We start from the raw sequence: 14,109 nt of genomic DNA on the forward strand, positions 1-14,109 counted from the left end.
ACGCCACGCCGGCCACGGATGGAGCGTGTTACCCAAGTATTATTTATTCGGTACGCGCTTATCAAGTACTGAATCGATCAGACCATAGGCCTTAGCCTGGGTCGGATCCATAAAATTGTCACGATCGGTATCGCGTGAAATGGTTTCCAAATCCTGGCCGGTATGGTGCGCCAGAATGGAATTCAGGGTGTGGCGAATCTTGAGAATCTCACGGGTGTGAATCTCGATATCCGTTGCCTGGCCCTGATAGCCACCCAGCGGCTGATGAATCATCACCCTCGAGTTGGGCAGGCAGGCACGCTTGCCCGCAGCGCCGCCCGCCAACAAGAATGCACCCATGCTGGCCGCTTGGCCCACGCACAAAGTCGCGACATCGGGTTTAATAAACTGCATGGTGTCGTAAATCGACATACCAGCACTTACCGAACCGCCCGGACTATTAATATATAGATGGATGTCTTTGTCCGGATTTTCTGATTCCAGAAACAGCAACTGCGCCACCACCAGGTTAGCCATGTGATCTTCCACCGGGCCTACCATAAATATGACCCGCTCTTTCAACAGGCGGGAATAAATATCAAACGAGCGCTCGCCGCGCGCCGTTTGCTCAATAACCATCGGCACCAGGGCGGCACTGGGTGACATTGCGGAACCATCAATTGGTTTTTGCATCATGATGCGCCTGAACTCCTTATGAACAATGGGCATGGGCTGTCTTAGAAAGAGCAGCCGGGCATGCCGGCTGCTTGCAATGATTGTTTGTGCCGACTGCTAACGTTTGCAACCGGTCAACTATCAACGCTGGGTTTGACCCGCCTGAATGGCCTCTTCGTACTTCATGGCCTTTTCAGTTACTTGGGCCTGACCCAGCACATATTCAACCACTGCATCTTCCAGAACGGTAGATTCTATCTGGGACTTCTCCTCCGGGCTGCTATTGAAGTGTGCAATCACTTCCTCAGGTTGTTCATACGTAGACGCAATTTCCTGGATCTTTTCTTCTACTTTTTCCGCATCGGCAGTCAATTCATTCTTCTTGACCACTTCCTGGAATAACAGCCCGGTCTTCACGCGACGCGTGGCCTGCTCTTCGAAGATTTCTTTAGGCAGTTGCTGGAAATCCATCTGGCCACCGAAGCGCTTAACCGCGTCCTGACGCAGACGGTCAATTTCCTGATCAACCAAGGATGTCGGAACGTCTAGCTCTGTGCTGTTCAGCAGCGCGTCAACAACGTCATTTTTGACCTTATTGGAAATCGCCTGCTTGAGCTCACGCTCCATGTTCTTTTTCACTTCTACGCGGAACGCAGCTTCGTCTTCAGCCTCAATGCCGAACTTCTTGAAGAACTCGGCATCCAGTTCTGGCAGTTGCGGCTCTTCCACTTCGTGAATCATGACTTGGAATTTGACCGGCTTACCTTTCAACTCTTCGTTGTGGTAGTCCTCGGGGAAAGTCACGTCAATTTCCAATTCCTCGCCGGCCTTACTGCCCACGATGGCTTTCTCGAAGCCTGGAATCATCTGGCCAGAGCCGAGGGTCAAGCGATGCTTTTCAGCCGCGCCGCCTTCGAACTCTTCACCGTCGATGGTGCCTTTAAAATCAATAACGGCTATGTCTTTGTTCTTGGCCTTGCGCTTGACCGACTTCATGGTGGCCTGCTGGGTGCGCAGGTTGTCAATCATGGTGTCGATGTCTGCGTCGGTTACATCAGCCTGGGGCTTCTCGATGGTAACCGCAGACAGGTCTCCCAGCTCGATTTCTGGCAGCACTTCGAAGATGGCCACAAACTCGAGGTCTTTGCCTTCTTCCATCGTCTTGGGTTCGAAGCGCGGCCAGCCAGCGGGATTGAGATCCTGCTCCTGCAACGCCTTAACATAATTGTCGCGCATAATTTCGCCAACAATTTCCTGACGTACGCTGCCACCGAAACGACGCTTTACCACGCTCATAGGCACTTTGCCCGGGCGAAAACCATTCAGGCGTACGGTGCGCGCAGTTTCCTGCAGGCGCTTCTGAACCGCCTGGTCAATTTCCTGGGCGGGCACACCAATCGTCATGTGACGTTCGATGCTGGAAGTCGTTTCAACAGACACTTGCATGGAGAATCCTCAAAATCAGGTTCGGACTATGGATGAATTTAAAGCTCAAAATCTCTCAGCGGCACGCCGCCGCAGAAGCACTGAAAATTAAAAGCCGGCAGTTTATCACGGTTTGCCGTGCCGAGAGAATCACCTGTTTGCAACAAGCAACTGTTGACCGCATAAACGCTCGTCAGGCGTCACCGGGAACACCGAGTTCTGCAATCATTTGCCGGGCCTGAGCCCGCAGCCGAAGTTAACGCCTAACTATTTAAAGAGCAGTTACTATACGAAAAAATTCGTTCTTTTATATCCGATACGTTGGTCTATATAACTTATATTTTTCTGAAACCACAAAAAAACCCTGAAGGCGCAAACCTGCAGGGTTTTAAAATAATGGTGCGGGTGGAGGGACTTGAACCCCCACATCTCTCGATACCAGAACCTAAATCTGGCGTGTCTACCAATTCCACCACACCCGCATAACTCTTTTGCACCCGCCTAAATTTGGCCGCCGCTGATCCAAAACTTCTACTGAAACAAAAAAACCGGAAACCCGCTATTGCAAGGTCCGGATCTGATTCGAAGCGGTGAAATGGGGTGGACGAAGGGGATCGAACCCTCGACCGCAGGAGTCACAATCCTGAGCTCTACCAACTGAGCTACGCCCACCATATACACACGCCGAAGCGTGAAACACCATCAAAACCACTTGGAAAACTTTGCCGCCCCTGACCGAGGCTAAATGGTGCGCCCGGCAGGACTCGAACCTGCGACCACCGGCTTAGAAGGCCGGTGCTCTATCCAGCTGAGCTACAGGCGCATTAACCGCTTGCCCACCTGAACAGTCAGAAAAGTGGTCGGGGTAGAGAGATTCGAACTCCCGACATCCTGCTCCCAAAGCAGGCGCGCTACCAGGCTGCGCTATACCCCGTCTGAACTGCACAACAACGTGTGTCAGCAAAGTTGGCGCAGATATTAGCGGCGGCGGGGGCCTTCGTCAACCATCATTTGAAAAGTTTGTTAAAAAATCGCCCCGCCGCCGCTCTCAAGCCTTTAGAATTCGGGCACTAATTGGCCTGAACCCGGAAGCGTGCGACAATAAGACGCCTTTTTTAGCAACCAATCCACGCCCAACCCATAAAGACGAACCATGAGCGCCGAACTGATAAATGGAAAACAGATTGCCACCAAGGTTCGCCGGCAGGTGGCCGAAGGTGTACAGGCCCGCCTCGACAAAGGTCTGAGGGCGCCTGGCCTGGCGGTGGTCCTGGTAGGCAGCGATGCCGCATCACAGGTTTACGTGGGCAACAAGCGCAAAGCCTGCGAAGCGGCAGGCATTGTGTCGCTGTCTTACGATTTAGCGGCAGACACCTCGCAACAAGCTCTGGAAAGCCTGATTGACGAGCTGAACGACAACCCACTGATAGACGGCATATTGGTGCAACTGCCTTTGCCCGCCCAGCTGGACGCCGACCCCATTTTGCTGAAGATTCGACCGGACAAAGACGTTGACGGCTTTCACCCGTTCAACGTCGGCCGCCTAAGCCAACGCAAACCCACCATACGCCCCTGCACACCGGCCGGCATCATTACCTTGCTTGACAGCATAGGTACCCCCTACAAAGGCCAGCACGCGGTCATTGTAGGCGCCTCCAACATCGTCGGCCGCCCCATGAGCATGGAACTACTACTGAAAGGCGCAACCATCACCGTGTGCCACCGCTTTACAGCGGATCTGGAGCGTTTCGTCCGTGACGCCGATATATTGATAGCCGCGGTGGGCAAACCGGGGCTGATCAAAGGCGAATGGGTAAAGCAGGGTGCGACAGTGATTGATGTTGGCATCAACCGGATGGCAAACGGCACTCTGCAGGGCGATGTGGATTTCGCCGCTGCATCGGAGCGCGCCGCCTACATCACTCCGGTACCGGGTGGCGTGGGCCCTATGACCATTGCTGCTTTGCTGGAGAATACATTGCACGCAGCAAACATTCTGAACGGCGGATAATCGCACAGCGCTTTTGTTACTGCGGACAGAAAGAGCAGCCGAAAACGACCTGCATAGGAATAACTTTTTGGCTGATTTCTTAAATATGACTCCACGTTGTCATACACGTCTTTGAGTATCGCGCCATTGCCTGCACTATTTTGTGTATTGACCGCTTAGCAGGCGGCCAGCGTTGGGCACGAAGGGCGCCAGACCCAGCGCTTTCAGCATCTGAAAAGTGGTGCAGGTTGCCGCCGACACCACAGGTAGACCAATGCTGTCTTCAACCGGCTGAATGGCAGCCAGTGAGGGCATTTGAACACATGCGGACAGCACCACTGCGTCTGCCCCAGCCCACTTTAGCCGCTTGACAATCTCCAACAACGCCAGCGGATCTTGACGCCCAACCTCAAGATTGTCGGGGATTTCCAGCGCAATACTGTCGACCACCTCAATGCCTTCGGATTGAATGTAATCCACTACCATTTGCGTCAGTGGCTTCATGTAGGGCGTAATAATCGCCACTTTTTTGGCCCCTAATGTCGCCAAGCCTTCCACAAGGGCACCTGCACTGCTAATCACCGGAGTCGGAAAACCATTATCAACGGTTGCTTCGTGCAACCGTCGCTGAGACTCCCGATGGTAACCCGCACCACGACTCATAATCGCGATTAGGCAAGCGTAACCCATCACGTCCACTTGAGCGTCAGATAGCTCCAGTGCGCAGCGGTCGGACTCATCGTCCATGGCAGCAAGCTCCTCGCGGGTTACCTTCTTCATCCGCATTCGACTGGAGTGAAACGTAAAGCGCTCCGGCTCTACCGCTTCACGGGCGCGAAGCATGGCAGGAATTTCCGTTTCCATAGTGGTATTGGAGCTCGGTACGATCTGTCCGATACGGTAGCTTTTACTGATCATAGACATCTCTTTGCGTTAAATATGGATTAGACGTCGGCGTAAATGTCTTTGTATTGGTCCCGCAACTGATTTTTCTGGACTTTGCCCATTGTGTTGCGGGGCAGGCTGTCGACAAAAAACACCCGCTTGGGCTGCTTGTACTTGGCCAGTTTGTCAGTCAGCTCGGACAGCACATGTGCCTCTTCAACCTTGGCACCTGGCTTTAAAACCACTACAGCCGTAACACCCTCACCGAAATCGGGGTGCGACACACCAATCACCGCCGACTCCACAACGCTGTCCATTTCGTCGATGACCTGCTCGACTTCCTTCGGGTAAACGTTAAAACCACCTGAAATCACCAGGTCTTTATCGCGACCAACTATGTGGATGTACCCGCGGTCATCGGTCATGGCGAGATCGCCGGTCACGAAAAAACCATCGTCAAGAAGTTCGGCGCGTGTTTTCTCGGGCATACGCCAATAGCCGCTGAACACGTTAGGGCCGCGAACTTCCAACATACCGATATCGCCCGGTGCGACTATCTTGTGAGTTTCGGCATCGGTAATTCGGACCTCGACGCCGGGTAAGGGCATGCCAACGGTGCCGGCAAGACGGTCACCGTCGTAGGGGTTTGAGGTAATCATATTGGTTTCAGTCATACCATAGCGTTCAAGAATGGCGAACCCCGTACGCTGTTGGAATGCGTTATGAGTGTCCGCCGTCAGGGGCGCAGAACCAGAGGTAAACAAACGCACATTAGCGGTAAGCTCAGGGGTCAGGCGCGTGTCCTGCAACAAACGGGTATAGAATGTTGGCACTCCCATGAGCACGGTGCCAGCCGCCATCGCACCAATAACGCTGTCGACGTCAAACCGGGGCAAAAAGTACATGCTGGCACCGGACATCAGCACAACGTTGCAGGCTACAAACAAACCGTGGGTATGAAAGATAGGCAGGGCATGAATCAACCGGTCGGTTTCGGTAAAACACCATGCTTCTGCCAACGTTTTGGCGTTAGAGCCTAGGTTCCCGTGGGTCAACATAGCGCCTTTCGAGCGTCCAGTGGTGCCAGAGGTATAAAGAATGGCCGCCAGATCACTATCAGCCCGGGCTTCAATACCCGAAAACGGTGTCACGCCAGCGGTTTTATCCATCAACGTGCCGTCACCCTCTGTACCCAGAGTGACTACCTGAGGGCACCCGGTATCTGCCGCAATCTGATTGGCTGCGTCAAAGGAGTCGGGCCTGCAAACAAACAGAGCCGGCTCTGCATCGCCTAAAAAATATCCGATTTCTGACGCTGTGTAACCTGTGTTCAAGGGCAAATACACACCACCCATGCGCAAACAAGCCAGGTAAAGCAAGATGGCCTCCGGGCTTTTTTCGACCTGCACAGCTACCCGGTCGCCTGGACTCACCCCCAGGGATACCAAGGTAGCGGCCAAAGTGGCGCTTATATCGAGCGCCTGGGCATAGGTGTAGTTGCGCCCACCTGGTGTGACGATAAAATTCGCATCTTGGCGAGCACGCATACGGGTTGAGAAGGTATCGAACAGATTATGACTCATTTATCAGACTCTCCTTTGAGCAGCTTGCGACTCCTGCGGCTAAGATCACGAACGCCGGATGAGCACACAATGGTCCCACTGGTGCTGTACTGCTCATGATTGCGTTCAATATTGTCGAGTACATAGAGGTAATTAACCATGAGCCCAGCAGATTGCTTCATACCTTTGGCCGAGATGTCGCCAAGCCAATTGATGCGGTGCAGCTCAGCCCCGTTACCCAGATGAAAGCGGGCAACTGGGTTCATTGGTTGGCCGTTGGTGGTTTTTTCTTTCAGTAGGTAGCGTGCCGCCAACGGCTTAATTAGGCTACCGAGACGCTCCGCAAGCTCTTCGTTCTTATGCCAGTCAGAATCATCCAAATGTTTGAGTGTCTCCTGGGCTTCCGGGCTTAGCATGCACGCATCATCGGAGCAGGTTGTTTCCAGCCATCTACGGAAATTGGGTACCGGTGACAAAGTCACAAAGTATTTCAAGTTAGGTAACTCTTGCTTCAGTTCCTGTACCACCTGCTTTATCAGAAAATTACCGAATGAAATGCCTCGCAGCCCGACTTGGCAATTACTGATACCGAAGAACGCCGCCGTATCGGCAGACTCAGGATCGTCAATATCGTAGCTGTCGCTATCCAAAATAGGCTGGATCTGGCTGGGCAATCCTTTGTTGAGCGCAACTTCAACAAAAATCAGCGGTTCATCACCAATAGCGGGGTGGAAAAAACCGAAACAACGGCGATCCCTGGCATCCAATCGGCGCCGAAGATCATCCCAGTCCTGAATTTCATGCACCGCTTCGTAGCGGATAAGTTTTTCCAGGATATTGGCAGGCGTGTTCCAGTCAATGCGCTTCAGCACCAGAAAGCCCCGGTTAAACCACGAGCCAAAAAGGTGCATAAAATCCGAATTAATGGCTTTAAGATCTGCACTATTTGCCATCAAGGCGAGCATGTCCTCCCGCATTTTCACCAGCTTGTGCGTGCCACCACTGGACAGGTTAAGCCGTCTTAATAACTCTTGCCGCCGTGGCTCGCAGGATTCAAACAAAGTCTCAAGATTTTCATTGGTTCGTGCCATCTTGTAAGCCAGGTAGGCTTGGTCAATCTGCTCCGGCTCGGCCGAAAAAAGCATAGCCAGCTGCTCGAAAAAAGAACGCTTTTCGTCATCGTCTAAACGGGCATAAATTTCCAGCGCTCGACTGGCAAGGCTTATACTTGAGGCTTCACCGTCACTTTGAAGTAGCGCTTGGCAGGCCGTTACCAGTTGACTGTGGTCGCAATGGTCGAGACTGCCGATGCGCCGCCATCGAGAAGCTTCTCGCTGGGTAATGCTGTTGAATAACTCTTGCAAAAAACTCATGTTCATAACGCCTTTCCTCAGATGTATCGGAAATTTAAAGACCGAATCAGGACTCCATAAGCAAGTCCGGCAGCCAAGTGACAATTTCTGGGAAAAAGCACAACAACAGGATACCCAGCACCATGCAAAGGGCATAAGGCAAACTGCCCAACAATATGTCGCGCAGTGCAATATCGGGCGCTATACCTTTTATAATGAACAGATTCAAACCCACCGGCGGGGTGATCAGTCCAATTTCCAAGTTGATGGTCAGGATCACTGCAAACCAGTAAGGGTCAAAATTTGCTGCCAATATAATGGGCAATAAAATAGGAGCCGCCATCACAATGACGGCCACTGGCGGCAGGAAGAAACCCGATACCAACAAGAACAGATTGATAATGCCCATCAGCACCCATCGATTGACTTCAAGGTCGGCGATAGCGCCAGCGACGGTTTGAGTGATGAACAAAGACGACAACGCAAAAGCAAAAATCTCGGCGCAAGCAATGATCAACATGATCATTACGCTTTCACGCAGTGCGTCCCGCATAATTGTAACGATCGGTTTGGTCTGCCACATTCTGTACACAATGATGGCAAGCGCCAGACACAGAAATGCACCCACGCCGGCCGCCTCGGAAGGTGTCGCAACGCCGCCATATAAAGCAAACAAAATACCTGACACCACAACCATGAAGGGCAGCACCCGAATCAGGGCTTTCACATTGCCTTCAACGTTCTCTTTCATTTGGGCGGCAGCTTGGGCGACGGGGTTGGCGCTGTTATAACCACCGTGAAGCTTGCACGCAATCAGCGTCCAAACCATGAAAAGACCGGCCAACATAAGGCCCGGGATGGCGCCTGCGATGAATAACCGACCAATGGATGTTTCAGTGGAAATGCCATACACAATCATTGTGACCGAGGGCGGAATCAGAATGCCCAGGGTGCCACCTGCAGCAATACAGCCTGCAGCTACACCGTCTGGGTAACCACGCTTGCGCATTTCTGGAATACCAAGCTTACCGATCGCTGCACTTGTGGCGGGCGACGAGCCGGACAAGGCCGCGAAAATTGAGCAAGCGGCAATATTTGAAATTGCCAGTCCTCCCGGCAGTTTACCCATCCACAAGTCCAGTGAGCGATATAGATCGCGACCGGTCGGGGAAGAGGCAACAGCCGCCCCCATCAGGATAAACATGGGAATAGCAACAAAACCAAACGAGGCCATGTTGCCAAAAAAAGTTTCACCAAAATAAATCAACTCACCAACGCCGCGGTCCAACATCAATGCACCCAGAGCAACTGCACCTAAAGCAAACGCAATGGGCGTACCTATGGCCATCAGAACCAACAGCGCTATAACAACCAGAATGCCACTTGTAACGGGATCCATGATCAGGCCTCTCCACGAAGAATTTCTGCTACGTATTGCAGTGATAGCAAGCTTGCACCAACGGCCATAGGCAACACTGCGGGCCACAGGGGAGGATTCCACACCGTGCCGGTCGTCCAGGCCATGGTGTATGCTTCGTAGACGTAGTACCAAGAACCATAAGCTAGGGCGAGGCAGAAGCTCAGCCCGACAAGCGAGGCCGTCAAGCGCATGATGCGTTTGGGCAGTCCATGCAGAGCGTCGGGCAGAACGGTTACCGCTACGTGCCCGCCGGTTTTCAGAACGTAAGGCGTTGCTAGCAACATAGCTGCGGTAATGGCATAGGTCGTAAACTCTGTCTGCCATATGGTGCTTTCACCGAGCACATAGCGCGTGAAAACCATTTGCACAACAGCCAGAACGCCAAGCGCGAGCAGAATGGCAGCGATCACGGCGGTAACAATCGCAAGCGTGTCCATAACGCGGATATAACCTGCAATAACGCTATTGCGAGATGCTATTGAGTGGGTCATAGGCTGAGACATAGAATCCCTAAGGTCGAATGATGTAGGCATCGCCCCAGCAATGAGACGTCACCAATGGATACCACAGTCACCGGGGACGTAACGCCCCGGTCAATTGAGGGTTAACGGCCTATTCGACAGCGAGTGCTGCGTCAATCAGGGCTTGGCCGTTAGGGACATTCTCAGCAAACGTCTTGTAGGAACTCTTTTTGGCAATATCAAGCCATGCTTGATAGTCCTCGGGTGACATGCTGACAACTTCAACACCGTTCTCGGCGAAAACGTCGGCCATCTTCTGGTCAAGGCCTGCAGCCTCTTTGGCAAAGTAGGTCTCGGCTTTCTCGGCAGCCGCCATCAGAGCGCTCTGCTGAACTTCGTTGAGCTTGCTCCAGCTTCGTTCCGAAATGAGGATTGGTTCATACATAAACCAAAGAGCGTTTTCTCCAGGCGCCGTCAAGCAGGTGACTTGCTCGTATATGCGGTAGGAGACAAACGAACCTGATGAGGTGTTGGCACCGTCCAACACGCCAGTTTGCATGGCGGTGTATATTTCGGACGATGGCATTGAGGCAATGGACGCACCTGCGACTGCAAGCATCTCATCAAACGCCGGGCCGGCGGCTCGCATAGACTGACCCTGAACAGTATCCGGCGAAGTGACACACTGCGCGTTAGACGCAAAACCACCAGCCAACCAGGCATCTGCAAGAACCCGGACACCTGCATCGTTAATAACGGTTTTTATCATGTCCATAAATTTGGAATCGTTCAGCCGCTGAGCGCGTTCATGGCTCCGCACCAGACCGGGCATCAAGGTTGCCGAAAACTCAGGGTGACGTCCACTGGCATAGTCTAAAGGCAAAGAGGTCATATCCAGCCGACCGCGAACGAGCGCACCCCACTGCTCTTTTGCTTTGAACAGTGACTGACCGGGGTAAATTTGTAGTTCCAGACCAACATCCGCGGCTTTTACTTCACGGGCCATGAGCTGGACCATTTCATCCCTGACGTCACCTTTGCCGCCTGGGAACTGATGCGACACTCTTAATGTCGTATCGGCTGCGGCTGCACCAATGAGTGAAAACGAGAGGCTGGCAGCGATAGCCAGTTTTGCGAAAGGCAGTTTCATAGTGATCTTCTCCGACGCTTTTGTTTTTGTAATATTCATCAGGCATTGCTGATATATATATCATTATCTTTTATGTGTACTATTGTCAACGTGGCGTGATGAACAGCGAGAGACCACGAGGCAAAATCTGTGTTCACAACCGCCGGAGCAAAGCCAGCATGAAGCGTCCAAATACTCAAAAGCTCAAAGATTTCCTGGAAGACGCCATCATTAATGGCCGCCTGCTACCCGGGGAGAAGTTGGATCCCGAAGCACTCTCAAAACAGTTCGGCGTGTCCAGAACCCCTATCCGAGAGGCGATTCAGCAGCTTTCTGCCAGTGGTTTGGTGATGGTATTACCGAAAAAAGGCACCTTTATCGCGAAGGTGAGTTTCGATCAGCTCATCGAAATGTTCGAAGTGATGGCCGAGTTCGAAGGGATGTGCGGACGGTTGGCCGCCCGCCGCATAACGGAAGATGAGCTGATTGTGTTGAAGGCTGCGTTACTGCGCTGTGAAGACCCGGCTATTCGAGCAAACCCTGACGACTACTATTACGAAAATGAACACTTTCATAATTGTATTTACAACGCCAGTCACAATGCATTCCTTGCCACCGAAGCACGTCAACTCAAACAACGCTTGAAGCCATACCGTCGCTTACAGCTTCAAATTCGTGGTCGCGTAACAGACTCCATTCAGGAGCATCGCAATATCTATTCAGCAATTAATGCGGGGGATGCGGCACTAGCGGAGGAGAGACTTCGGCAACACGTGCTGATTCAGGGCGAGAATTTTGGCGATTTCGCGGTACGGGTCAAGGCGTACAGCGACTTGTCACGAGAACCGATTCAAAATGCCCGCGACTCAATAACCAAATAAAATCAAGAAACATGCAGTTCCTACCACATAGACTTCTGAGCGGTAGAAACTGCATCGACGGCGAATTACTGTCCGTATTTCGCTTTTGCCTTCAAACGATATGCATGCAGCAACGGTTCTGTGTAGCCATTCGGCTGCTCGGCGCCTTTCAGCACCAAATCCGTAGCCGCCTGGAACGCAATGCTGTCGGCAAAATTATCGGCCATTGGGCGATAGGTTGCGTCACCGGCGTTCTGCTTGTCTACGATCAGCGCCATGCGCTTCATGGTTTCTTCAATCTGGTGCGTGTTGCAGATACCGTGATAGAGCCAGTTCGCCAGCAATTGCGACGAAATCCGCAGGGTAGCCCGGTCCTCCATAAGGCCCACGTTATTGATGTCGGGCACTTTAGAGCAACCTACGCCACTGTCGATCCAGCGCACCACGTAGCCCAAAATACTTTGGGCGTTGTTATCCAATTCCTCTTGAATTTCCGCCGCGGTCAAATCTTTCGAGTTCAGATTGATGGGCACCGTGAGAATATCATCCACGCTTGCACGCTCGCGACTTTCCAGCTTCTGCTGGATATCAGCCACACTCACCTGATGATAATGCGTGGCGTGCAGGGTGGCGGCGGTCGGTGATGGAACCCAGGCAGTGTTAGCACCGGCTTTTGGGTGCCCAATTTTCTGTTCCAGCATATCGGCCATCAAATCCGGCATGGCCCACATGCCCTTGCCAATTTGCGCGACACCGCGAAACCCGGCTTCCAGGCCGATGTCTACGTTCCACTGTTCGTAAGCGCCAATCCACGTGGCCTGCTTCATTTTCCCTTTACGGATAAACGGAGCGAGCTTCATGGAGGTGTGAATTTCGTCACCGGTACGGTCCAGGAAGCCGGTGTTAATAAACGCCACGCGATCTTTCGCGGCGTGAATGCAGGCCTTCAAGTTCACCGTGGTGCGGCGCTCTTCATCCATAATGCCCACTTTCAAGGTAAAACGCGGCAAGCCCAAAGTGTCTTCCACCCGGCCGAAAAACTCGTTGGTAAACGCAACTTCTTCCGGGCCGTGCATCTTCGGCTTAACAATATACACCGAGCCTTGGCTGCTGTTCTGAAACCGGCTGTTGCCTTGAAGATCGTGCATTGCCATCAGCGATGTCATCACGCCATCCAGCAGGCCTTCCGGTACTTCGCTGCCATCTGCCAGCAGAATCGCCGGGTTGGTCATCAGGTGGCCGACGTTACGGATGAACATCACGCTGCGGCCTTTCAATTGCAGTTCGCTACCATCGGCGGCGGTGTAAACGCGATCCGCATTCATCTTGCGGGTTAACGGCTTGCCACCTTTTTCAAAGGTTTCTTCCAGACTGCCATTCATCAGGCCCAGCCAGTTGCGGTAGGCCAGAACTTTGTCGTCTGCGTCAACTGCGGCTACCGAGTCTTCGCAATCCATAATGGTGGTCAGCGCCGATTCCATCAGCACGTCTTTAACGTGAGCACCATCGGTTTTGCCAATGGGATGAGTAGCGTCGATCTGGATTTCAAAGTGCATGCCGTTTTTAACCAGCAGAATGCCCGTAGGGGCGTCTGCCGAACCGGTGTAACCGACAAAACCGGTTTCATCTTTCAAACCGATGCTGTCACCGTTTTTCAGGTCTACAACCAGTTTGCCACCGGCAACATGATAGAGCGCTGCGTCTTTGTGACTGCCAGAGGCTAAAGGCGCTGAACTGTCCAGAAGGTCACGGGCAAATTCGATGACGAGCTCGCCGCGCTTGGGATTGTAGCCTGCAGTCTTTTCGGCGCCGCCCGTCTCAGGGATCGCGTCGGTGCCGTAAAGCGCATCGTACAAACTACCCCAACGGCTATTGACTGCGTTAAGGGCAAAGCGAGCGTTCATGATCGGCACAACAAGCTGTGGTCCCGCCATGACGGCTACTTCGGGATCTACGTTAGCAGTGGAAATGCTGAAATTAGCGGGCTCGTCGACCAGATAGCCGATTTCTTTCAAGAAATCTTTATAAACGTGCATATCCGGAGTCTGGTGCTGGTGATTATGGTTCCAGGCGTCCAGTTTTTCCTGCAGGGAATCGCGTTTGGCTAACAGCTCACGATTGCGGGGCGCAAGATCGTTGACGATTTTGGCGAAGTCAGCCCAGAATTTGTCTGCATCCAGACCCGTTCCAGGGATCGCTTCATTATTAATGAAGTCGTATAAATTCCCGGCAACCTGAAGACCGTCAAGCTGTACGCGTGATGTCATCGTATTTCCCTCAGTAAGTTAAGAAATTCCCGAACGCAACATTCTACGTGATAGCGCGTATCGGATCATACCCCAAATCAATCCTTCACTTGGGGTATTTTCTT

At 52.6% G+C, this 14,109-nt stretch carries 11 protein-coding genes and 4 tRNA genes; 2 read left to right on the forward strand and 13 right to left on the reverse strand.

Annotated features, from left to right (window positions below; translation table 11 throughout):
* Positions 1–39: 39 nt before the first annotated feature.
* The 6 genes from clpP to MIH19_RS12945 form a co-directional block, all read right to left on the reverse strand.
* Positions 40–675, reverse strand: coding sequence for an ATP-dependent Clp endopeptidase proteolytic subunit ClpP (gene clpP, locus MIH19_RS12920; protein WP_018403670.1), 636 nt, complete (start codon positions 673–675; stop codon positions 40–42).
* A 120-nt stretch (positions 676–795) separates the two neighbouring features.
* Positions 796–2,100 (reverse strand): trigger factor, encoded by a 1,305-nt coding sequence (gene tig, locus MIH19_RS12925; RefSeq protein WP_249005273.1) that lies wholly within the window; start codon positions 2,098–2,100, stop codon positions 796–798.
* Positions 2,101–2,476: 376 nt separating this feature from the next.
* A tRNA-Leu gene (locus tag MIH19_RS12930) sits at positions 2,477–2,561 on the reverse strand.
* Positions 2,562–2,675: 114 nt separating this feature from the next.
* Positions 2,676–2,751, reverse strand: a tRNA-His gene (locus MIH19_RS12935).
* A gap of 74 nt (positions 2,752–2,825) precedes the next feature.
* A tRNA-Arg gene (locus MIH19_RS12940) sits at positions 2,826–2,902 on the reverse strand.
* A 34-nt stretch (positions 2,903–2,936) separates the two neighbouring features.
* Positions 2,937–3,013 (reverse strand) — tRNA-Pro (locus tag MIH19_RS12945).
* Positions 3,014–3,232: 219 nt separating this feature from the next.
* On the opposite strand from MIH19_RS12945, the gene folD reads away from it, so the two are divergent.
* Entirely contained in the window at positions 3,233–4,090 is an 858-nt protein-coding gene (gene folD, locus MIH19_RS12950) for a bifunctional methylenetetrahydrofolate dehydrogenase/methenyltetrahydrofolate cyclohydrolase FolD (RefSeq protein ID WP_249005274.1), read from the forward strand.
* A gap of 135 nt (positions 4,091–4,225) precedes the next feature.
* On the opposite strand, the gene MIH19_RS12955 is transcribed toward folD, so the two are convergent.
* The 6 genes from MIH19_RS12955 to dctP form a co-directional block, all read right to left on the reverse strand.
* Positions 4,226–4,984, reverse strand: coding sequence for an aspartate/glutamate racemase family protein (locus tag MIH19_RS12955; RefSeq protein ID WP_283164118.1), 759 nt, complete (start codon positions 4,982–4,984; stop codon positions 4,226–4,228).
* A 29-nt stretch (positions 4,985–5,013) separates the two neighbouring features.
* The gene (locus MIH19_RS12960) at positions 5,014–6,537 is read right to left on the reverse strand and encodes a malonyl-CoA synthase (protein ID WP_249005275.1); all 1,524 of its coding nucleotides are present in this window, start codon (positions 6,535–6,537) and stop codon (positions 5,014–5,016) included.
* Complete coding sequence (locus MIH19_RS12965; RefSeq protein WP_249005276.1) at positions 6,534–7,895, reverse strand: malonyl-CoA decarboxylase; 1,362 nt, start codon at positions 7,893–7,895, stop codon at positions 6,534–6,536. The genes MIH19_RS12960 and MIH19_RS12965 overlap by 4 nt, the downstream gene beginning before the upstream one ends.
* A gap of 40 nt (positions 7,896–7,935) precedes the next feature.
* Positions 7,936–9,267: a TRAP transporter large permease gene (locus MIH19_RS12970; protein WP_249005277.1), complete on the reverse strand. Its 1,332-nt coding sequence runs from the start codon at positions 9,265–9,267 to the stop codon at positions 7,936–7,938.
* Between the two features lie 2 nt (positions 9,268–9,269).
* On the reverse strand, positions 9,270–9,791 hold the full coding sequence (locus MIH19_RS12975) for a TRAP transporter small permease (protein ID WP_026224061.1): 522 nt from the start codon (positions 9,789–9,791) through the stop codon (positions 9,270–9,272).
* A 109-nt stretch (positions 9,792–9,900) separates the two neighbouring features.
* On the reverse strand, positions 9,901–10,899 hold the full coding sequence (gene dctP / locus MIH19_RS12980; RefSeq protein ID WP_249005278.1) for a TRAP transporter substrate-binding protein DctP: 999 nt from the start codon (positions 10,897–10,899) through the stop codon (positions 9,901–9,903).
* Between the two features lie 158 nt (positions 10,900–11,057).
* On the opposite strand from dctP, the gene MIH19_RS12985 reads away from it, so the two are divergent.
* Positions 11,058–11,759, forward strand: a complete 702-nt coding sequence (locus tag MIH19_RS12985; RefSeq protein ID WP_249005279.1) for a GntR family transcriptional regulator — start codon at positions 11,058–11,060, stop codon at positions 11,757–11,759.
* A gap of 65 nt (positions 11,760–11,824) precedes the next feature.
* On the opposite strand, the gene MIH19_RS12990 is transcribed toward MIH19_RS12985, so the two are convergent.
* Positions 11,825–14,005, reverse strand: a complete 2,181-nt coding sequence (locus MIH19_RS12990; RefSeq protein ID WP_249005280.1) for a malate synthase G — start codon at positions 14,003–14,005, stop codon at positions 11,825–11,827.
* Between the last annotated feature and the right edge of the window lie 104 nt (positions 14,006–14,109).

It is taken from the genome of Marinobacter sp. M1C, assembly GCF_023314135.1.
Classification (GTDB): Bacteria; Pseudomonadota; Gammaproteobacteria; order Pseudomonadales; family Oleiphilaceae; genus Marinobacter.